This is a genomic window from Pseudoalteromonas sp. S2893, assembly GCF_005887105.1.
Lineage (GTDB): Bacteria > Pseudomonadota > Gammaproteobacteria > Enterobacterales > Alteromonadaceae > Pseudoalteromonas > Pseudoalteromonas atlantica.
The window spans coordinates 1-21,630 of record NZ_PNCY01000045.1; the positions used below are offsets into that span (position 1 = coordinate 1).

The window sequence follows — 21,630 nt, forward strand, 5'->3', positions numbered from 1 at the left end:
GACCGCTGACCGCTGACCGCTCTATAGTTTTACCTCTCCCTCTTTTAACTCCCTATACTCTCCACTTGCTAAGTTTTCGTCCAGTATAATATTACCTATTTGCTCGCGGTGTAGTTCTACCACTTTGTTACCTACCGCGGCTAACATGCGTTTAACTTGGTGGTATTTACCTTCGCTGATTGATAAACGTAAGCTGTAGGTGGCAAGTGCTTCTGCTTTAGCTGGACGGGTAAGATCTTTTTCGTTGTGAAGTTGTACGCCGCTGCGTAGTTGCTCTAATGCTTCTTCGGTTATAGGCTCTTGTGTTTCTACTAAGTAGGTTTTTAATTTGTTGTGCTTTGGCGAGGTAATACGGTGCGACCAATCGCCATCGTTAGTAATAAGTACTAAGCCGGTGGTGTCTATATCAAGGCGACCTGCTACATGAAAGTCGGCCATATTTGGCTCATCGAGCAAATCAAATACGGTGGGGTGTAGCTCATCTACATTGGCACACACGTAGCCTACAGGTTTGTGTAGCATAAAGTAGCGCTTGCCTAAAAATACCATAGGCTCACCAGCAAATGTTACTTCATCTTGCTGGGTTACTTGAAAATCGAACGCGCTAACAACTTCCCCATTTACTTGCACTTCTTGGCGTTTAATACCCGCGCGAGCTTTTGAGCGTGGTAGCTCGGCTAGGTGGCTAATAAATTTATCTAAGCGGCAAGGGAATTTCATTTTGGTTCACATTTTTAGTCGGCTACAATGGCGGCGATTATAGCCGATAGTGAAACCCCATGTCAGTAAACTGCCCACAAATTTTAAGGCTTTACCAAGCAAAAATAGATGCGGGTGAACTGTGTGTTGATAGCGCTCAGAAAAATGCGGTAAACGCGTTAAATAACCTAAGTATACAGTTACACACAAAAACACCTTGGTGGAAAAAAGTGCAGTTGATTAAAGGGGTTTATTTGCATGGGCCGGTGGGACGGGGTAAATCCATGTTGATGGATTTATTTTATAAAAATTTACCCACTGAGCGTAAGCAGCGGCTGCATTTCCATCACTTTATGGCGCAAATACACACGCAACTTGCCCAGCTGCAAGGTCATAAAAACCCTCTCACGTTAATTGCTAAACAATGGGCGAAAGATATAAAAGTGCTGTGTTTTGATGAGTTTTTTGTTAGCGACATTGGCGATGCAATGATTATGGCAAGATTATTTAACGCCTTGTTTGATAGTGGGGTAGTGCTGGTGGCAACTTCTAACGCAAAACCTGAGCAGCTTTATCGCAATGGCCTACAGCGCGCGCGGTTTTTACCCACAATCGATTTAATTAAAAATTATTGCCATGTTATTAGTGTTGAAGGGCAGGATGACCATCGCTTTAGGTATGGTAAAAATAGCCGCCATTATTTTATTAATTTACCTATAAGCGAGTTTAAAAAGCAGTTTTTATCTCAGTATCCACAAGCAAAGGAAAACCAAGTTTTACAGGTACACTCCCGCAGCTTACCGTGTTTATTAACCGCAGATAATGCATTAATGATCGATTTTATGGCGCTTTGCTCAGGAGCGCGTAGCGCTTACGATTATATGTTTTTAGCCAAGCAGTTTGATATTTTATATATAGAAAATGTGCCAAAAATGGGTGTAGGCGCAACAGGTAAAGTAATAGTGCATGGTATTGAAGACAGTTATCAACGCGAAAAACAAACCCTCAATGAGCATTATTTAGATGACGAAGCGCGGCGCTTTATTGCATTGGTGGACGAGTTTTACGATTGCCAAAAGTTATTAGTTATAAACGCCCACGCGCACGTTGAGTCTTTGTATCAGGGGCAAAAGCTGAGCTTTGAATATGCGCGAACGCAGTCGCGTATTGTCGAAATGCAAAATTGGTAATTAGCGCTGACGCTAAGTTTATTTATAGGCGCTTTGCTTGCGCGTTGGTATAAAAATACTGGTATTTCAACTTTGTGCGTGAGCAAGCTTCACGCCTACGACTAAAATAACACAGGTGCAGTGGCTCTTGTAGGCGCGCAGCTTGCTGGCGTTTAAAAGCAGCGCTTTTACGTTGTGTTAAACCCCTTTGATAAAGCTATGAGAAGCTTCGCTTCTACGTGAGCAAGCTCTACGTCTAGATTAAAAAATTAGCGCGGTAGCAAAATTGTTTACAGGTGATTTGCCTGCTTGTGAAACAGGCAAAATCTATAAAGTATTTTTTAATTAACTTTTATAACCATTTGGATTATTTGACTGCCAACGCCAAGTATCTTCCATCATGGCATCTATCCCACGCACCGCTTCCCAACCAAGTTCATTGAGGGCTTTTTCCGGCGCAGCGTAACAGGCCGCTATATCACCAGGGCGTCGAGGCGATACTTGGTAAGGAACGTCTTGACCGCTGGCTTTTATAAAGGCATTAACCATTTGCAGGACAGAGTAACCATTACCTGTGCCAAGGTTATACACGAGTGCGCCGGTGTTGTTAGCAATTTTTTCAAGCGCTTTTAAGTGCCCTATCGCTAAATCTACAACGTGAATATAGTCGCGCACACCAGTGCCATCAACGGTGTCGTAGTCATCACCAAATACAGCAAGCTGCTTTAATTTACCTACTGCAACTTGGGCAATAAATGGTAATAAGTTATTAGGAATACCATTTGGATCTTCGCCAATTAAGCCTGACTCATGTGCGCCCACTGGGTTAAAGTAGCGTAAAATAGCAAATGCAAAACGCTCATCTGATTTAGCAATATCTTGCAGCATCATCTCAACCATCAGTTTTGATGTGCCGTACGGGTTAGTTGTGCCACCTACCGGGAAGTCTTCTTTAATTGGTAAGCTTGCAGGGTCGCCGTAAACTGTGGCTGATGAGCTAAATACTAATTTAAATACGCCTGCATCACGCATGGCATCTACAAGTGTAAGCGTACCTTGTACGTTTGTTTGATAGTACTCAACAGGTTTAGCTACCGACTCACCCACTGACTTTAAGCCTGCAAAATGAATAACGCTCTCTATGGTATGCCTTGTAAAAATGGCATCTAAAAACACTTTATCAAGAATGTCGCCTTGGTAAAACGTGGCTTCTTTGCCTGTGATTTGCTTTACGCGTGCAAGCGACTCTTTTGATGCGTTACTTAAATTATCAACAACAACAACTTCGCTGCCTTGCTGTAAAAGTTCTAAAACGGTGTGTGAGCCTATGTAGCCTGCGCCGCCTGTTACTAAAATTGCCATGAATGCTCCGTGGATACCTTTTTTCAATTATCTTAATTTCATCATATATTCTTACTATTTACATGCTTTATTTTAAAAGCGTATTAAAATAGGTTAATTAAGTAATGGTTAATAAACTAGTGTTAAACTTGTATGGTCTATTACTGGGCTAAGTCTAAATAATTAGTACTGCCCCTTTGGAGAATGCTATGAATTCAGTTAAAACAATCGCTATGGCAATGTGTATTACATTACCTGCATTTGCACACGCTGGAGAATCTGTAGTTAAGTGGCAAGATTTTAAAGATTACCGCGATGTGCGCGCTTCTAGCCAGGGTAAAGCGTCGTACCACAAACAAATTGCTACTCAGTTCGAAAAACATTTTTCTAAACTGGCCGAGCAATTGCCAAAAGGCTACAAGCTAAATTTAGAAATAACCGATATCGATTTAGCAGGGGATGTACGCTATGGCGGCATGGATGAAATACGCGTAGTAAAACCTATTTATTTTCCGCGCATTAAGCTCAATTACTCGCTAAGCGATAATAAAGGGAGTGTAGTGAGTGAAGAGGACGATGTAGAGCTTAAAGACATGGGCTTTATGGATAAAATTAAAATGGGTCGCGACGAGCCGTTTTTTTATGAAAAACGCTTAATAACCGAATGGTTTGGTGAGCAAATTTTAGCAAGTATTGATTAAATTAAACTTGCCACTAACAATGGCAAGTTACAAAATCAAAATGACTTAAAGGTAGCGGCTAAAGTAAGCAACTATTGCAAACTAAAAACAGCGATTTATAGTTTTCCTTATTAAATCTAGTTTTATCAAGCAGAGCTTAAATATAAGTAGGCTTTTTTATCATTGTGATTATGCGTACAAAGAGAGTTATTAGCTTTTGCATTTCAAGCTGGCAACTAAGTGATTAAATTACTTTTTGATTGTGTTTTTATCAATATAGGGATGTACCCAACTTTACATTAAAAATTTTTGCTGCTAATTTAAACTAATGTCATCAGTGTAAGTGTTCTGGTTTATTGTTTTAAATTGAATGTGCTGTACTTGCGTTGACTTTTGATAGTTCACATGGAGAAGATTATGAAAAGTTTAAAATTACTAACGTTAGTAATGGGTTTAAGTTCTATTGGTATTGCACAAGCTGGTGAGTCTGCAGTTAAATGGCAAGATTTTGACAATTACCGCGATGTGCGTGCAGCAAATCAATCACCAACTTCTTTTGAAAAGCAAATTACTATTAACTTTGAAAAGCATTTTGCGAAGTTAGCTGAAAAATTACCAAGTGGATATAAATTAAATGTAGAGGTTGCAGATCTTGATTTAGCAGGTGCTATTGAGTTTTCTGGCGCTAAAAAAATAAGAGTAATTCAACCATTTCATTACCCACAAATTAAGCTGTCTTACACGGTAACTAATCCGCAGGGTGAAGTTGTGAACCACGCCACAGAAGTGTTATTAAAAGATAGAGGCTATTTAGATAAAATTAAGCGCTCAACCTCTAGATCATTTTATTATGAAAAACGCTTAGTAACTAACTGGTTTCATTCAAAAGTTTTATCTAATATAAGTTAAATACAGTTCCAGAATAAATAAAAAATGCCGATAAACATTATCGGCATTTTTTGTATTTGATGTTTACTAAATTAAACTTTAATTTTTAGCTACTTAAACGTAGCGAGCAGGGTAAGTAACTGTTGTAGCTTAATAACCGTTGTTTTAAGCTTTTCTTCATCAAAACCATCTGTGCTTAAGCTTTCTACATCGGCTGCTACATCAAGTACGTATGGCTTAAAGCGTTTAGCTTCAAAACTAAATCCGGCATCAGCTGGGAACAAGGCTTTAAATTTACCGTGGCCTTGTTGCTGTAGCTCATCTAGTTTTTTGTCGGCATCAAGTGCTTGGCGATAAACAATTTTTAAGTTAGCGTTGAGTTGTTCAATTATAGAATCCATGGATTTCCTAAAGCTTTGTACTGCATTGCCGATATAGTACTTGGATTACATTTAAATGTCAGGTTGATTAAGGCTTATAACGATGAATATATCAGGTGGAAATCTACCCGCTATGTCTAGCTCTGGCCAAGGTGGTGAAGTATATACCGCTGCTTTGTCTAAAAAGCAGCAATTAGCAGATGGCGCAGCAGCACTTGCACTAATTGAAGGTGCTGCCCAACCAACAAGTGCGCAATCACCGGCTCAGTCGGTCACTGCAACACTGGGTAACAATGTGAATGTATACGTTTAAACTAGGGCGTGTTGACCTTTGCGGATTGAAATTTGTTCAATCTAGGGGCGATTAAATCGCGGCGCGAGGTTTGTAACCTAGTGGGCTAAGTAAAAACCGAGTAAAGCTTCCGCGTCCTGCTCACGCCCCTTACCTACATCCATGTAGGCAACAAAGAGTTCATCGCCCCTAGGAAGAACCCGAAGGGCAGCGCATGTTTGGCATTTATGCTGCGTTATCGCCTATTTATGGGGAATAACCACACTACACAGGCTCAGCCTTGCCTAAAAGCCAAACATACTGCTGCAAATTCAACCATCAAAGGTTAACACGCCCTAACTTAAGGTCGATAGGTGTTTTGCTTTTTTGACCGCCTATTTCTCTTACTAATTTAGGCACTAAAAATCCAGGCAGGGCTTTTAATAGTTCTGCCATTATTTTTATTGCCTGTGGCTCTTCTATATCAAAGTGGCTTGCGCCTTCAACCTTATCTAGCAAATATAAATAGTAAGGCAGTACGTCTGCATCAAATAACGCCTCGCTTAAATTTATTTGTGCCTCAACGGTATCGTTCACCTCTTTTAAAATAACTGCTTGGTTTAATAACGTTACGCCTGCTTGCTTTAGCTTTTGCATGGCGGCTTTAAACTCGTCGTCTATTTCGTTGGCATGATTTATATGGTTAATAAATATAATTTTTAGCGGTGATTGCTTTAGCCTCGCGCACAGCTCATCGGTAATACGCGCAGGTATAACAACAGGCAAACGGCTGTGTATTCGCATGCGTTTAATTTGAGGTAACTGTTCAAGCTCACCTAAAAACCAGCTAATGGCATCGTCTTTGGCCATAAGTGGGTCGCCACCACTTAAAATCACTTCGTTTATGTTGGCATCTGATTTTATATAGCTCAGCGCTTCAAGCAGGCTTTTTTTATTAAGCTGGTTTTCTTGATACGGGAAGTGGCGCCTAAAGCAGTAACGGCAATTTACTGCACAGCCAGTTTTAAACATAATTAAAACACGGGATTTATATTTATGTAAAAGCCCAGGCTGTTCGTTGTCTTGCTCAAGCAGAGGATCTTTATTAAAACCTGTTTTGGTCAAAAATTCTTGGTGGCGTGGCATAACTTGTAGCAATAAGGGGTCGTTTGCATCGCCCTTGCGTATTTTTTTTATAAAAGGGACTGGCACGCGTACCGGAAATAAACTGCGGGCTTTTAGGTCGTTTTCATGGGCTTGGCTCGATAAACCGACCATTTCAAGCAAGGTTTTTGGGCAGGTAACTACATTTGCTAATTCTTTTTGCCAGTTTTTATGCAAATTTGCTTCATTTCTTTGTATCATTGGCACGTAGATTACTCGAAAAAAATTAAATAGAGGAAACGATGGCGAATTATAGCACCAACGAGTTCAAGGGCGGCCTAAAAATTATGATGGACGGCGAACCTTGCAGTATTTTAGAAAATGAAATGGTAAAACCTGGTAAAGGCCAAGCGTTTAACCGTGTTCGTATCCGCAAACTTATCTCTGGTAAGGTGCTTGAAAAAACCTTTAAATCGGGTGAATCAGTTGAAGGCGCCGATGTAATGGATACCGACTTAGCGTACCTATACACAGACGGTGAGTTTTGGCATTTCATGAACAACGAAACATTTGAACAAATTGCCGCTGACGAAAAAGCACTTGGCGATGCCGTTAAATGGTTAGTTGAAAACGATGTATGTACTATTACATTATGGAACGGTAGCCCAATCGCGGTTACTCCACCTAACTTTGTTGAGCTTGAGATCACTGAAACTGATCCTGGCCTTAAAGGCGATACAGCGGGCACAGGCGGTAAACCTGCAACGCTTAGCACCGGTGCAGTAGTACGTGTCCCATTATTCGTACAAATTGGTGAAGTAATTAAAGTAGACACCCGTAGCGGTGAATACGTAGGCCGTGTTAAGTAAGCTTGAGTACGGTTTATAAAATCCCGGCTTAAGCTGGGATTTTTTTTGGAGAAAATATGTCAGCAACACCTTGGGCACCTAGTGCAAGCATAAACACCCTTAAGCAGCGTGCAGTCATACTGCGAACCATTCGTGAGTTTTTTTATACTCGTAATGTAATGGAAGTAGAAACACCGAGCTTAAGCAGTGCCAGTGTAACTGATGTGCATTTAGCAAGTTTTAATACACAGTTTGTAGGCCCAGGCCACGCTGGTGGCTTGCCGCTTTATTTACAAACATCGCCTGAATTTGCAATGAAGCGTTTGCTAGCAGCAGGCTCAGGGCCCATATTTCAGCTTTGTAAGGCATTTAGAAACGAAGAAGCGGGGCACCATCATAACCCCGAATTTACTATGCTTGAGTGGTATCGCCCTGGGTTTGATGAGTTTGCATTAATGGATGAAATGGATGAGCTAATGCAGCTCATTTTAAATGTAGAGCCTGCAGAGCGTCTGACTTACCAGCAAGCATTTGAGCAAGTGTTAGCGCTTGACCCATTAACAGCTACGCTTAGGCAATTGCAAACACTTGCCTGCGATCACGGCTTTGCCGATATAGCCGAAAACGAAACCAATAAAGATACCTTGCTGCAGCTGTTATTTTGTATGAAAGTAGAGCCAACTATTGGGCAAACTAAGCCGTGTTTTGTGTATCACTTTCCGGCATCGCAAGCGGCACTGGCACAGATTTGTGAGCATGATAACCGCGTAGCAGGGCGCTTTGAGCTTTATTATAAAAATATGGAATTAGCGAACGGCTTTAATGAGCTAACTAATGCTAAAGAGCAGGCAAAGCGCTTTGATGAAGATAACGCCTATCGCGCTGCCAATGGGTTAAACCACGTGCCTATGGATACCCGCTTAATCGCCGCACTTGAGCACGGCTTACCGCAATGCGCAGGTGTTGCGATGGGTATAGACAGGTTAGTTATGCTAGCCACCGCTAAAGATACAATAAAAGAAGTCATCGCGTTTGATGTAGATAGGGCGTGATGCTTGTCCTGTAGGCGCCTTGCTTGCTGGCGCGTTGATATAAAATCTATTTACGCTTTTGCTTTTTTGCGTGAGCAAGCTTCACGCCTACCAATAAAAAAGCACCGCGTTTATTGTAAACGCGGTGCTTAATATTTATTTTTTCTAACAGCTAACAGCTAACAGCTAACAGCTTACAGCTCTAACGTAAACGTTATACCCGCTACTCTTGGCTCACCTAATTGCACGTAGGTGTGTGTAGCGTAACCATCAAGTGGGTCGTTACCAAACTCAAAGCCGCGGGTTGGTACTTCTTCGTCAAATACGTTACGTGCCCATGCGCGTACAGCCCACATATCGGCTTCGTAGCCTAAACTTAGGTTTACTAAATTGCTGCTGGGTGCTTTTGAATTATGGCTATCGGAGAAGTAGTAATCGTCCTTACCTTCAACACCAATCATACCGTACAGCTCATTAGTAAAGTTGTAACGTGCGCTAAATGCGTATTGGTATTTAGGTGATTGCGCTTGCTCACGACCGTCTTGATTTAAGCCAGATTGCGTTACAAAGTCGTCAATTTCTGTGTTTAAGTAACCCGCACTACCTGTTAAGAATAAATCTTCGGTAAGTTGGTAACTACCTTCAACTTCTAGCCCGTAGTTGCTACCAGAGCTTGCGTTATCAACGTAGCCTGTAAATTGCTGACCTTCTACTTGCCATGCTTTTAACTGAATGTTGTCGCGGTGCATATAAAATGCTGCTAAACGCAGGGTAAATTTATCATCAAGTGATGAGCCTTTAACGCCAAACTCGCCGCTCCAAAGGTATTCTGGGTCAAAGCTTGTATGCTGCTGGAAAAAATCAGCATCTAGGTTTAAGCCTTCATCTTTAGCTTTTGCTAATGCTTCTGAATTAATGCCGCCAGCTTTATAACCACGGGTAATGCTGGTGTAGATCATAGTACGGTCAATCACTTGGTATTCAAGTGCTATTTTACCGCCAACCATTACGTCGTCAGTCTCTTCAATAAAGCCGTTGCTGTCGGTGTAATCACCTTGGTATTGCTCTACACGTAAACCGGTAATGAGCGTGGTTTTAGGGCCGATAGGTGTGGCTACTTGGCCATAAACAGCTACGTTACTGGTTTCGTAGGTTGATGCAAATGGGCTTGCAAGCCAAGTATATTCGCGCTCTAAATCTACGTCGCGGTTTTGATAGTAAACACCGGCAACCCAGTTACCTGTTTTAGAATTAAATTGTAAATTAGCCGACTGATCATCGCGATCACGCGTGTATACATCGGTTGAGCTATAACCCCAAGGGTGTAGGCCAGCTGCACATAATTGTGGCTCGCTTGCATCGTTACATACCCAGTCTTCATCAAAGCTGTAAAGTAGCTCTGTATCAATGGCTGAAAGGTTTAAGCTTACATCAAAGGCATCAAAGCCTGTGTAGGTATTATTAATACCAATGGCGTAGCTTTGCTGATTATCTTGGCCTGGCTCGTCGGCTACACTATTACGGCTGTTATCAAGCGTGAACGCATCGTAGCCGTTGTTTATATCTATGTAGTGCAGGTTTAACTCTGTGTTTAAATGCTCAGTAAGTTGGCTGTTTAATTTAAAGCGGGCTACTTGCTCATCTTGTTGTTGAGTTTCGTCGTTTAAATATAGGTTATCTACGTAGCCGTCTGATTTTCTACGAAAGTAGCTTACGCGGGCACTTGTGTCGTCGGTTAATCCAGTACTTGCTGCAAGGCCTGCTTCGCGCGAGTTATAAGTACCCATACCCACTTGTAATTTTAAGCTAGGATCGGCAGTTGCCTGAGCTGACTCCATTTGGATCATACCGGCCATACCATCTGCACCAAAGCGAGTGCCTTGTGGGCCGCGGTAAATTTCTACCTGGTCTATATCAAATAATAATGAGCTGCCACCTAAACCCGAGTAGTTAATTCCGTCAATAACTAAGCCAACCGATGGGTTAATTGGATCTACAAATTGTGAACGAAGTCCCACTCCACGAATTTGAATATAACGACCACGAGAGGCACCAGATGTAAAGTTTACGTTGGCTGTACTACCTAGCATTTCGTCTAAGTAACTTGCACCACGTTGATTAATTTCATCTTTGCTAAATAGGCTAGCGCTAGCGCTTAATGTTTGAATGCTTTCACGTTGAAAGTCGCCTGTAACAACAATTCGTTCTAGGTCGCTGTCATCAGCGTTTGCTATAAGTGGTGTACTAATTAGCGGTAATAATGCCGCAGTAATTAAAGACAAACGTAAGTTCATTAGGTTACTTAACTCCATTTTGGGGACTCGTATGGTAGCAATTATTTTAATACTTGTGTTATAACGCAGCGATTATACGTTAAATAATCAGGATTACTAATATGACCTTTAAAGTTGATTTTAAAGTGCGCCATTACGAATGTGACCTACAAGGAATTGTAAATAACAGTGTGTACTTTAATTATTTAGAGCATGCTCGCCATGAGTTTTTATTTGCAAATGGGGTTGATTTTGCACTACTAGCAAAGCAAAAAGTTAATTTAGTGGTGATACGCAGTGAGGTTGATTATAAACATTCGCTTGTACCAGATGATGAATTTTATATAGCAGTTGAACCTGAGCGTATAAGCCGTATAAAGTTTGCGTTTAAGCAAACCTTAGTACGTAAACACGACAATAAAGTAATGCTACAAGCCAAGGTTATAGGCACTTCGGTTAATGAAAAAGGGCGCCCTTTTTTACCTCCCGAAATAGATAATTTATTTAAAAATTACACCCAAGATTAGCGCGTATAATTTTTAGGGGCTGTGACCTTTGGGATTAAATTTAACCTAGTTTGTTTTATAGCAGCGCCTAGGCAGTGGGATTGTTTATCGTAAATAGCGGGTAGCGCAGGTGCTGTTATCGAGCCCACTAAGTTACAAACCAAGCAAAGCAATTAAAGCGCCCATAATGTGAACACGTTTTAATCTGCAAAGTTCAACACTCTCTAAACTATCATAGAACAAAAATTTACATTTAAAACATGCATTTTTAACGGATAAACCGCATAAAAATTGTTACTATTACGGTAATTAAATATTTAGTTAGAAATAGCATGAAATTAGCAGCACTACCGATGCTTTTAATCGGTTTATGTATTGGTTGTACAGCCACAGGGACGGTGACCACTGAGCAGCTAAAGTACACACAATGGCAACTATCAAAGGTTGATGGTTTAGCTGTGCCGGCCTCTTACAATGCATCAATGAGCTTTATTGAAGCGTTGCAAGTAAACGGGTTTGCAGGATGTAATAAGTTTTTTGGTGAAGGCGAGCTTAAAGACAGCAGTATTAGCGTTAATAAACTTGGCATGACGCGTAAGTCGTGCGGAGCAGACGTTGATGAGCTAGAGCAGCAGTTTTTACAAGCGCTACGAGAAGGTGCAACGCTTACCATGCAAGGCTCACAGTTAGTTATGCAGGGCGATCAAACTTTTTTATTTATTGCAAAGTAGTGGCATGAGTATTTAAAACTGCCCCTTGCAGGCAATTTTTAACTGGCGTACACTCAACGCTGATTTGATCAAAATAGCAAATCAACGAACATAATTTTACTTGTCGGAGTGCCTTAAATAATTAAGGCTGAGATCGCGAAAGCGGGATCCGTGAACCTGATCAGGTTAAAACCTGCGTAGGGAACAAGCTGCCTAAAATGGGACGCTTGTGCGTCTTTTTTTATGCGCACAACAAAATAACTAGCCATTTTAGGCCGCAAAGCAGCGTAACCACTGCTTTACGATCTTTCTCTATTCCTTATGGAATATCTGACAAGACAACCCTTTAGCAATGAGGTAAGTCATGTCAAACACTACAAATAAGTCTACACGTCGAGAAACGCGCGCTGCTGCGTCAGATTACATTTATAATTTAACGGGTCAGCCATTTCCAAGCTCACAAAAAGTGTATGTTGAGGGCAGCCAAAGCGGTGTACGCGTGGGTATGCGCGAAATTACATTAAGCGATACGTTTATTGGTGGCGATGAGCAAAACCCTGTGTATGAGCCAAACGATCCACTGCGTGTTTACGATACATCAGGCCCGTATACCGACTCTAACTTTGAGTTAGACGTACGTAAGGGGTTACCTAAATTTCGTGAGCAGTGGATAAAAGAGCGCAACGACACCGAAGTGCTCGACTCGGTCACTTCGCAATTTGCTCAGCAACGTATGGCCGATGACGGCCTTGATCATATTCGCTTTGATCATTTACCTAAAATTCGCCGTGGTAAAGCGGGCAAAAACGTGACGCAAATGCATTATGCTCGCCAAGGCATTATTACCCCAGAAATGGAATACGTAGCCATACGCGAGAACATGGGCCGTGCACAAATTAGAGAAGAGCTACTAGCAGCACAGCATAAAGGCGAGTCGTTTGGGGCGAGTATTCCCGATTTTATTACCCCTGAATTTGTACGCGACGAAATAGCCCGCGGCCGCGCTATTTTACCAAATAACATTAACCACCCAGAAACCGAGCCCATGATAGTTGGCCGTAACTTTTTAGTTAAAGTTAACGCAAATATTGGTAATTCATCGGTAAGCTCATCAATCGAAGAAGAAGTAGAAAAAATGGTGTGGTCTACGCGTTGGGGCGCCGATACCGTAATGGATTTATCAACCGGGCGTTATATTCACGAAACCCGTGAATGGGTAGTACGTAATTCGCCGGTGCCTATTGGCACCGTACCAATTTATCAGGCGCTTGAAAAAGTAAACGGAGTGGCCGAAGACCTAACCTGGGAGATATTTCGCGATACCTTGATTGAACAAGCCGAGCAGGGCGTTGATTACTTTACTATTCATGCCGGTGTATTGCTGCGTTACGTGCCAATGACGGCAAAGCGTGTAACCGGCATTGTATCGCGTGGTGGCTCAATTATGGCTAAGTGGTGTTTAGCGCACCATAAAGAAAACTTTTTATATACGCACTTTGAAGATATTTGTGAAATTTTAAAACAATACGATGTGTGTTTTTCGCTTGGAGATGGCCTTCGTCCAGGCTCGATTGCTGATGCCAACGACGAAGCACAATTTAGTGAGCTACGTACGTTAGGGGAGCTTACAAAAATTGCGTGGAAACACGATGTACAAGTATTTATTGAAGGCCCAGGCCATGTGCCAATGCATATGATTAAAGCCAATATGGATGAACAATTAGAGCATTGTGGCGAAGCGCCTTTTTACACATTAGGCCCATTAACGACCGATATAGCACCAGGGTACGACCATATAACATCGGGTATAGGCGCTGCACAAATAGCGTGGTACGGCTGTGCCATGCTGTGTTATGTAACACCAAAAGAGCATTTAGGTTTGCCCAATAAAGAAGATGTAAAAGAGGGCCTAATTACCTACAAAATTGCAGCACATGCTGCCGACTTAGCCAAAGGCCACCCCGGCGCGCAAGAGCGCGATAATGCGTTATCTAAAGCGCGCTTTGAATTTAGATGGCACGACCAATTTAACATTGGTTTAGACCCAGATCGTGCCCGTGAATATCACGACGAAACCCTACCGCAAGAGTCTGGCAAAGTAGCGCACTTTTGCTCTATGTGCGGCCCTAAATTTTGCTCAATGAAAATTACCCAAGAAGTACGCGATTACGCCAAAGATCTCGAATCACGCGGGATCGATCCTAACAATGTTGGTGATGCAATTGAGATCAAAATGGTTGATGTAGAAGCGCAAATGAAAGCGAAATCTGAAGAGTTTAAACAAACGGGCTCAGAAATTTACCACAAAGCAATATAAGCCAATAACAGGTTAGCGGCTTATGGCTGCTAGCCTGTTATTAAAAGGAGGTTTTATGTTTTACAACATTGCTGTTGTGGGGTTTGGTTTAGCAGGGCGCTTAGCTGCCCTTGAGCTTAGTAAGTCGCATCATGTAACCGTGTTTGAAGCCAGTGACGAACACACACAAAATAGTGCCGGTAAAGTGGCTGCGGCAATGCTTGCTCCGCTTGCTGAGTCGGTATTGTGTGAAACGGATTTAGCCATCATGGGGCTAAATTCACTCAAGCGCTGGCCAGAGATAGTGAGCGAGCTTGAAGGCGAGGTTTTTTATCAGCAAAAAGGCACACTGGTCGTGGCGCACCAGCAAGATAAAGGTGACTTACAAAGCTTTAGCCAGCGTATTAAGCCTATAGCAGGGCACAGCGCGCAGGCGTTAAATGCTCAGCAAATAACACAGTTAGAACCCGAATTAGCTAATCGTTTTAACCAAGGTGTGTTTTTACCCTGCGAAGGGCATATAGATAACCAGGCCTTTTATAAAGCAAGCTTTACCATGCTTAATAAACGTAAGGTTAAGTTTGTTTTTAATCAACGCGTTAGCATTCAAAACGGCGAGGTGAATAACCGCGCGTTTGATTACATTATTGATTGTCGTGGCTTAGGGGCTAAAGGCGATAAACCCCTTAGAGGCGTACGCGGTGAAGTGGCTAGATTACATGCACCTGAGGTTAATTTAACGCGGCCGGTGCGTTTAATGCACCCGCGCTACCCAATTTATATAGCGCCAAAACCAAATAATGAGTATGTAATTGGTGCAACTGAAATAGAGTCTGATGATAGCGGCCCTGCAACGGTGCGCTCTACGCTTGAGCTACTTTCGGCGGCCTACACTGTGCACAGCGGGTTTGCCGAAGCGCGGCTGTTAAATATTCAAAGCGGGTTACGCCCCGCATTTAGCGATAACCGCCCTGCGGTTTTAAAAACAGGTAACGTAATTAGCATTAATGGCTTATATCGTCATGGCTATATGTTAGGACCCGCCTTAGTGGCTGATGCGTTATCTCAAATAGGGTGAGTAATAAATGACTATAACAATTAATGGTGAGCTGCTAACTATTAAAAGCGCAATACTTGTTGATGTATTACAAAATTTTGGTGCAAAGCCGCCATTTGCGGTGGCACTAAATGGCGAATTTATTCCACAAAGTCTGCATGCCAGCACCGCAATTAACGAAGGGGATAGCATTGAATTGTTATCGCCTATTCAAGGTGGGTAGCATTATGCAAGGTAACGATTGCTTAACTATTTATGGCGAGCAACTAAATAGCCGTTTATTAATAGGCTCGGCGCTTTATCCCTCTCCAGCGGTGATGGAAGAGTCTATAAAAGCCTCTGGCGCACAAATAGTAACGGTATCATTAAGGCGCCAGCAAAGCGCTGCCGCAGGGGATGACTTTTGGCAGCTTATAAAAAACACTGGCCTTAAAATACTGCCTAATACCGCAGGGTGCCACAGTGTAAAAGAAGCCGTAACACTTGCTAAAATGTGCCGTGAAGTATTTGCAACCGATTGGATTAAGCTTGAACTAATAGGTGATGACTACAACTTACAACCCGACCCATTCGCATTGTTAGAAGCCACAAAAATATTAATTGATGATGGCTTTAAAGTATTACCCTACTGCACCGATGATTTAGTGCTTTGCCAGCGTTTAAACGAGCTAGGGTGTGAGGTGCTTATGCCTTGGGGCGCGCCTATTGGCACCGGTAAGGGGCTTTTAAATAGTTATAATTTAAAAACAATTCGTGAGCGCTTACCAAACACAACATTAATTGTAGATGCAGGGCTTGGTTTGCCTTCGCATGCCTGCCAAGCGCTTGAATTAGGGTATGATGCGGTATTATTAAATTCAGCGATAGCAGGGGCTGGCTGCCCAATTACGATGAGCCGTGCATTTAAAGCCGCGGTAGAGGCAGGGCGCTTTGCGTATAATGCCAAAGCAATGCCTGAAAAAGACTTAGCAGCCCCCTCAACCCCTACAATGGGTATGCCGTTTTGGCATCAGCAGTAAGGAAATAAAGAGTATGAATAATTTAGTGTGGACAATTGCAGGCTCAGACTCAGGTGGTGGCGCAGGCATTCAAGCCGATATAAAAGCAATGCAAAGTTTTGGCGTGCATGGCTGTACTGCAATTACCGCGCTTACGGCGCAAAATAGCTTAGGTGTAGAGGCCATTAACGCGGTATCTACCGATATTATTGAATCGCAATTACTAGCACTCGAAAGCGATATGAAAGCGAAAGTAATTAAAATTGGCATGCTGGCTAATGTGCAGCAAATTCAATTAATAAGCGAGCATATAGCGCATTACAAAGCTAAATGGCCTGTACCGCCTGTAATTGTTTACGACCCCGTTGCAATTGCTTCAAGTGGTGATGTATTAACAGAGGAAGATACCGTAAGTGCCATTAAAGAATGCTTAATGCCGCTGGTGGATGTAATAACGCCTAACACGCACGAAACGCAATTATTAACAGGCGTATATTTAATTGGCCCAAGCGCCGTGAAAGACGCAGCTAAAAAGCTATTAAGTTGGGGCGCAAAAGCGGTTGTTATTAAAGGCGGGCACTGGGATTACCCAACTGGTTATTGTATTGATTACTGCACACAAAACGGCGAAGAGTATTGGCTTGGGAATAAAAAAATTCAAAGCCCTCATAGTCATGGTACAGGTTGTAGCATGGCCTCGGTTATTGCCGCGTGTTTAGCAAAAGACTACCCACTAAAAGATGCTTTTATTTTAGCTAAAGCTTATATAAATCAGGGCTTAAAGCAGTCGGTTAGATACGGCGAAGGAATAGGCCCTGTTGCACATACTGCTTTTCCTACACAGTTAGATGACTACCCGCAAGTAATAGAGCCTGGCAGCTGGCTTGGTGATGAGCTTGATTTTGATGTGCCGCTGGAATTTAATATGGCCGCTGATTTTGCACCTTGTGAGAGCAAAAAGTTGGGCCTATATGCTGTGGTCGATAGCCTAGATTGGCTAGATAAATGTTTGCAGCAAGGTATTACTACGGCGCAGCTTCGCGTTAAAAATAAAACCGACCTTGAGCTTGATGAGTTAATTAAGCAGGCCGTAGAGCTGGGTAAAAAGTACCGCGCTCACGTATTTATAAACGACTATTGGCAGTTGGCAATTAAGCACGGTGCCTACGGCGTACACTTAGGCCAAGAAGATTTAGAAACCGCTAATTTAGCAGCGATTAAAGAAGCAGGTTTAAGGCTTGGGCTTTCTACCCATGGTTTTTACGAAATGTTACGTGCGCACAACTACCGACCAAGTTATATGGCATTTGGTGCTATTTACCCAACCACAACCAAAGATATGACAGGGCAAATACAAGGTCTCGATAAACTTAAAAAGTGTGTGCCATTAATGCAAAGCTACCCAACTGTTGCCATTGGCGGCATAGATTTAACCCGCGCAAGCGAGGTTACAAGTACAGGAGTAGGCAGTGTTGCGGTAGTACGAGCGATTAGTGAAGCGAATGATTATATTGCTGCAATTAGTGCGCTAAAAAGTGCTATAAATCAGCCTAATGAATAAGCTTAGCGATAAAGAAACCCTGCGTTATAGTCGCCACTTATTATTAAAAGAAGTGGGGCTAGAAGGGCAGTTAGCACTTAAAGCTGCCACCGTTGCAGTAGTGGGAGCTGGCGGGCTAGGTAGCCCTGCACTTCTGTATTTAGCTGCGGCAGGTATTGGTACGCTTATTTTAATAGATGATGATGCGGTTGAGCTTTCTAACTTGCAGCGCCAAGTGCTTTATAAAGTTAATCACTTAGGGCAAAGCAAGGTCACCGCTGCTGGCAAAGTATTAACAAGCCTTAATAATCAAATAGAAATAGTGACGCATTGTAAAAAGCTTGATGATAACAACGCAGGGGAGCTTTTAAAAAATGCCGACATAGTACTTGATTGCTCTGATAATTTTGCCGCACGTTACAGTGTTAACCGTTATTGCTTTACTCATAAGTTGCCTTTAATTGCAGGTGCCGCGATTGCAAGTCGTGGGCAACTTATGGGCTTTGACTTTAGGCAAAACAATAGCCCATGTTATGGCTGTGTTTTTGTAAAAAGTGACGCCGCTCCTGCTGTAAATTGTAGTAATGCGGGTGTAATAAGCCCACTGTTAGGAATTATTGGCTCTATGCAGGCACAGCTTACGCTTAATATGCTGCTAGGGCATGTTGAAGGTAGTGTGTTTATCAGCTTTGATGCGCTGAGCTTAAAGCAACAGCAATTTAAAATGATTAAAGATATAAACTGTAAAGAGTGCGGTGAATAAAGTATGAGGTAATTCGCGGGGCTAAACTCGGGGTTAAGCCATGAGAAGCTGCACTTCTAACGTAAGCAAGCTCTGCGTCTACAGCTAAAATTAGCATCGTGGTTTGATTAATCTTTAGGCGCCTTGCTTGCTGGCGCGTTGATATAAAATCTATTTACGCTTTTTCTTTTTTGCGTGAGCAAGCTTCACGCCTACCAATAAAAAGCACCGCGTTTATGGTAAACGCGGTGCTTAATATTTATTTTTACTTACAGCTTAAAGCTCTTCACTTTCTTTAATTGTTGCAAATGCGGTGTTTAAACGCGTTACTGTTTCTGGCAGTTGGTCGTCTAAAATGTCTGCTTTATCTGCACCCCATGCTAATACCACTGTTGAGCCTAGTTTAAAGCGGCCCATTTCTTCACCTTTTTTAAGGGTAATGGCGTTTTCGCCTTTAGTAGGGTAGTTCCAGCTAAACACATCGCTACCGGCGGGTGGTGTTACTGTGCCTGCCCAAACGGTCTCTATGCTGGCTACAATGGTTGCGCCTACTAGTACCATAGCAAGTGGGCCAATTTCGGTTTCAAAAATAGCCACTACACGTTCGTTACGAGCAAATAAATTAGGCACATTTCGCGCTGTAAGCGGGTTTACCGAAAATAAGTCGCCCGGTACGTAAATCATTTTACTTAGTGTGCCGTCTATAGGCATATGAATACGGTGGTAGTCTTTTGGCGCTAAATAAATGGTAGCAAATTTTCCGCCTAAAAATGGTGTTGTATCATCTTCAGAGCCACCTAATAGTGCTTGTAGACTGTAGTCATGACCTTTTGCTTGTATTAGCTGCCCATCAACAATGTCGCCCAGTTGGCTAATTGCACCATCAACAGGGTGAGTAATTACGTTCTCGCCTTGCGCCATTGGACGCACACCATCTTTTAATGGGCGAGTAAAAAATTCATTAAACGTTTTGTAGTGCGCTGGGTCTTCATACAAAGCCTCGTTCATGTCTACTTTATATTGTTTAATAAATAGTTTAATGAGCGTTGTAGTTAAAGCACCTGCTTTTGCTGCTGCTAATTTACCTACTACGCGTGAAATAAAGTGTTTTGGCATTGCATACTGCATTGCAATTTTAAATTTGTCTAAACTCACAGATTGTTTCCTAAATTAAACGCGAGGTGCGCGTGCACCAGCACGGCCATCGGCCATTGTTTCTAAAATACGGTGGTAGCTGTCGAATCGCAATTGCGAAATATCGCCATCGGCTACCGCTTGTTGAATTATACAGCCTGGGTCGTTTAAATGCTTACAGTCTCTAAAACGACATCCACCTATAAACTCTCTAAATTCTTTAAAGCACCAGGTTACCCGTTCAACATCTAAGTGCCATAAACCAAACTCACGTATTCCCGGTGAGTCAATTAGGTTACCACCACTTGGTAGGTGATGTAAGCGCGATACAGTGGTGGTATGTTGCCCTAAGCCACTGTTTTCTGATACTTCTTTAGTTAATATTTCGGCATCAGGAAGCACAGTGTTAACTAAGGTTGATTTACCTACGCCACTTTGACCAACAAAAATATTATTTTTATCAACCAGTACGTTTTTTAAATCATCTATGCCTTCGCCGGTTACACTACTTACAAGCAGTACCTGATAACCAAGGCCTCGATAAATATCGAGTACTTTTTGAATTTCATTTAGGCCTTCGTCGTCGATTAAATCGATTTTATTAAGTACTAAAATAGGTTCTATACCCATGTCTTCACAGGCAATTAAGTAACGGTCGATAATACTGGGCGTAAACTCTGGCAGTACCGCTGAGACCATTAAAATTTGGTCAATATTTGCTGCGATTACTTTTACGCCATCGTAAAAGTCGGGACGCGTAAGCTGTGAACGGCGTTCTTGTGTTGCTTCAATAACGCCCGCTAAGTCGCCTTCACTTACTTTTGCGCGGCGAAATAGTACTTCATCACCACACACTAAGTTAGTAACGGTACGGCGAATATTACAGCGTAATACGTCACCTTCTTGTGTTTCTACATCGGCGTGTTGGCCAAAACGGCTGATCACGACAGCGTTTTCGGTTGCGCCCAGATTATCTGTTTGCCACTCTTGTGCGCCACCTTTTGCCAATTTTGTATCGGCATTATTTAAGCGCTTTTGATGATTAGCCTTGATCCTACGAGATTGGCCTTTACTTAATTTTTTCTGTTTTGCCACTTTTGGCCTATAACCTTGGTTTAAATGTCGGCTTTGCGTATAAAAAAGCTTTAGCTCGACGGTTGATGCTAATATGATATATCGAAATGCGTTGGATCTAAAGAAAAGCACTGTTTAAGGTTACTATGACTATTAATGAATCTAATTTAATTTGGCTTGATCTGGAAATGACTGGACTTGAGCCGGCCACAGATAAAATACTCGAAATTGCAACAGTAGTAACTGATGCCGATTTAAATATACTCGCGGAAGGGCCTACTATAGCTATTCACCAAAGTGATGAGTTGTTAGATGGCATGGACGAATGGTGTACTACACAGCATGGGAAATCAGGTCTGACTGCCCGTTGTAAAGCCAGTACATATGATGAAGCTTATGCGGTTGAACAAACGCTTAATTTTTTAAAGCAGTGGGTTCCTGCGGGTAAATCACCGATGTGTGGTAACTCTATAGGTCAAGACAGACGCTTTATGAATAAGTATATGCGCGAGCTTGAAGACTTTTTTCATTATCGAAATTTAGATGTAAGCACAATTAAAGAGCTTGCCCGACGTTGGAAGCCTGAGGTACTAGAACAGGTAAATAAAAAAGGCTCTCATTTAGCTCTCGATGACATTAAAGATTCTATTATGGAATTAAAGGTGTATAGAGAAAAATTCTTTAATTTGTAAAAAACACTTGCAAACACATTAGATTATTGTAGAATCCTGCCCCGCTCAAGATGATAACCCTCGCGGGGTTGGTGTGTTTGAGTGGTTTAAATACCATCAGTAAGTACGGCACTAGCTTAGTTGCCAGAACGTTTAACGCGACTTGTCGCGCACCAACGGACAAATTACTGACTAAATATGAAGCGGCACTAGCTCAG

General features: G+C 42.2%; 22 protein-coding genes and 1 riboswitch. Of the genes, 15 read left to right on the top strand and 7 right to left on the bottom strand.

What is annotated here, in order from left to right; translation table 11 throughout:
• Positions 1–21 precede the first annotated feature (21 nt).
• Positions 22–720: a 16S rRNA pseudouridine(516) synthase RsuA gene (gene rsuA / locus CWC04_RS17125; RefSeq protein ID WP_064386950.1), complete on the bottom strand. Its 699-nt coding sequence runs from the start codon at positions 718–720 to the stop codon at positions 22–24.
• A 59-nt stretch (positions 721–779) separates the two neighbouring features.
• Between rsuA and zapE the strand changes: the two genes are divergently transcribed.
• Positions 780–1,889, top strand: a complete 1,110-nt coding sequence (gene zapE, locus CWC04_RS17130; protein ID WP_138685985.1) for a cell division protein ZapE — start codon at positions 780–782, stop codon at positions 1,887–1,889.
• 324 nt (positions 1,890–2,213) lie between these two features.
• On the opposite strand, the gene galE is transcribed toward zapE, so the two are convergent.
• Complete coding sequence (gene galE, locus CWC04_RS17135) at positions 2,214–3,230, bottom strand: UDP-glucose 4-epimerase GalE (RefSeq protein WP_138685986.1); 1,017 nt, start codon at positions 3,228–3,230, stop codon at positions 2,214–2,216.
• Between the two features lie 188 nt (positions 3,231–3,418).
• Between galE and CWC04_RS17140 the strand changes: the two genes are divergently transcribed.
• Positions 3,419–3,910, top strand: a complete 492-nt coding sequence (locus tag CWC04_RS17140; RefSeq protein WP_004587951.1) for a DUF3016 domain-containing protein — start codon at positions 3,419–3,421, stop codon at positions 3,908–3,910.
• 396 nt (positions 3,911–4,306) lie between these two features.
• Positions 4,307–4,798 carry a DUF3016 domain-containing protein gene (locus CWC04_RS17145; protein ID WP_029773263.1) on the top strand — a complete coding sequence of 164 codons (492 nt, stop codon included), beginning with the start codon at positions 4,307–4,309 and terminating at the stop codon, positions 4,796–4,798.
• Positions 4,799–4,887: 89 nt separating this feature from the next.
• On the opposite strand, the gene CWC04_RS17150 is transcribed toward CWC04_RS17145, so the two are convergent.
• Positions 4,888–5,178 carry a hypothetical protein gene (locus tag CWC04_RS17150; protein ID WP_004587953.1) on the bottom strand — a complete coding sequence of 97 codons (291 nt, stop codon included), beginning with the start codon at positions 5,176–5,178 and terminating at the stop codon, positions 4,888–4,890.
• 82 nt (positions 5,179–5,260) lie between these two features.
• On the opposite strand from CWC04_RS17150, the gene CWC04_RS17155 reads away from it, so the two are divergent.
• Complete coding sequence (locus tag CWC04_RS17155; RefSeq protein ID WP_138685987.1) at positions 5,261–5,470, top strand: hypothetical protein; 210 nt, start codon at positions 5,261–5,263, stop codon at positions 5,468–5,470.
• Between the two features lie 297 nt (positions 5,471–5,767).
• On the opposite strand, the gene epmB is transcribed toward CWC04_RS17155, so the two are convergent.
• A complete protein-coding gene (epmB, locus tag CWC04_RS17160) occupies positions 5,768–6,793 on the bottom strand; it encodes an EF-P beta-lysylation protein EpmB (RefSeq protein ID WP_138685988.1) in 1,026 nt (341 codons plus the stop codon).
• Between the two features lie 41 nt (positions 6,794–6,834).
• Between epmB and efp the strand changes: the two genes are divergently transcribed.
• Both efp and epmA read left to right on the top strand, forming a co-directional pair.
• Entirely contained in the window at positions 6,835–7,401 is a 567-nt protein-coding gene (gene efp / locus CWC04_RS17165) for an elongation factor P (RefSeq protein WP_004587956.1), read from the top strand.
• 56 nt (positions 7,402–7,457) lie between these two features.
• Positions 7,458–8,432, top strand: coding sequence for an elongation factor P--(R)-beta-lysine ligase (gene epmA / locus CWC04_RS17170; RefSeq protein ID WP_138685989.1), 975 nt, complete (start codon positions 7,458–7,460; stop codon positions 8,430–8,432).
• Positions 8,433–8,605: 173 nt separating this feature from the next.
• On the opposite strand, the gene CWC04_RS17175 is transcribed toward epmA, so the two are convergent.
• On the bottom strand, positions 8,606–10,705 hold the full coding sequence (locus tag CWC04_RS17175) for a TonB-dependent receptor (RefSeq protein ID WP_024031491.1): 2,100 nt from the start codon (positions 10,703–10,705) through the stop codon (positions 8,606–8,608).
• Between the two features lie 101 nt (positions 10,706–10,806).
• Between CWC04_RS17175 and CWC04_RS17180 the strand changes: the two genes are divergently transcribed.
• The 8 genes from CWC04_RS17180 (at position 10,807) to CWC04_RS17215 (ending at position 18,554) form a co-directional block, all read left to right on the top strand.
• On the top strand, positions 10,807–11,211 hold the full coding sequence (locus tag CWC04_RS17180; RefSeq protein WP_004589047.1) for an acyl-CoA thioesterase: 405 nt from the start codon (positions 10,807–10,809) through the stop codon (positions 11,209–11,211).
• Between the two features lie 311 nt (positions 11,212–11,522).
• A complete protein-coding gene (locus tag CWC04_RS17185; protein WP_249326182.1) occupies positions 11,523–11,921 on the top strand; it encodes an META domain-containing protein in 399 nt (132 codons plus the stop codon).
• A gap of 94 nt (positions 11,922–12,015) precedes the next feature.
• A riboswitch (TPP riboswitch) is annotated at positions 12,016–12,121 on the top strand.
• A 143-nt stretch (positions 12,122–12,264) separates the two neighbouring features.
• Positions 12,265–14,217, top strand: coding sequence for a phosphomethylpyrimidine synthase ThiC (gene thiC, locus CWC04_RS17190; protein ID WP_138685990.1), 1,953 nt, complete (start codon positions 12,265–12,267; stop codon positions 14,215–14,217).
• 55 nt (positions 14,218–14,272) lie between these two features.
• Positions 14,273–15,274: an FAD-dependent oxidoreductase gene (locus CWC04_RS17195; protein ID WP_138685991.1), complete on the top strand. Its 1,002-nt coding sequence runs from the start codon at positions 14,273–14,275 to the stop codon at positions 15,272–15,274.
• A gap of 7 nt (positions 15,275–15,281) precedes the next feature.
• A complete protein-coding gene (gene thiS / locus CWC04_RS17200) occupies positions 15,282–15,476 on the top strand; it encodes a sulfur carrier protein ThiS (RefSeq protein WP_138685992.1) in 195 nt (64 codons plus the stop codon).
• A 4-nt stretch (positions 15,477–15,480) separates the two neighbouring features.
• Positions 15,481–16,272 carry a thiazole synthase gene (locus tag CWC04_RS17205; RefSeq protein WP_004589052.1) on the top strand — a complete coding sequence of 264 codons (792 nt, stop codon included), beginning with the start codon at positions 15,481–15,483 and terminating at the stop codon, positions 16,270–16,272.
• 13 nt (positions 16,273–16,285) lie between these two features.
• On the top strand, positions 16,286–17,812 hold the full coding sequence (thiE, locus tag CWC04_RS17210) for a thiamine phosphate synthase (protein ID WP_138685993.1): 1,527 nt from the start codon (positions 16,286–16,288) through the stop codon (positions 17,810–17,812).
• Positions 17,805–18,554, top strand: coding sequence for a HesA/MoeB/ThiF family protein (locus tag CWC04_RS17215; protein ID WP_138685994.1), 750 nt, complete (start codon positions 17,805–17,807; stop codon positions 18,552–18,554). The genes thiE and CWC04_RS17215 overlap by 8 nt, the downstream gene beginning before the upstream one ends.
• 255 nt (positions 18,555–18,809) lie before the next feature.
• Here CWC04_RS17215 and asd read toward each other — a convergent pair whose 3' ends face one another.
• The gene (gene asd / locus CWC04_RS17220; protein WP_004589055.1) at positions 18,810–19,688 is read right to left on the bottom strand and encodes an archaetidylserine decarboxylase; all 879 of its coding nucleotides are present in this window, start codon (positions 19,686–19,688) and stop codon (positions 18,810–18,812) included.
• A 15-nt stretch (positions 19,689–19,703) separates the two neighbouring features.
• Entirely contained in the window at positions 19,704–20,762 is a 1,059-nt protein-coding gene (gene rsgA / locus CWC04_RS17225; protein WP_004589056.1) for a small ribosomal subunit biogenesis GTPase RsgA, read from the bottom strand.
• Positions 20,763–20,887: 125 nt separating this feature from the next.
• Here rsgA and orn point away from each other — a divergent pair, with 125 nt between their 5' ends.
• Positions 20,888–21,433: an oligoribonuclease gene (gene orn / locus CWC04_RS17230; RefSeq protein WP_004589057.1), complete on the top strand. Its 546-nt coding sequence runs from the start codon at positions 20,888–20,890 to the stop codon at positions 21,431–21,433.
• Positions 21,434–21,630 lie beyond the last annotated feature (197 nt).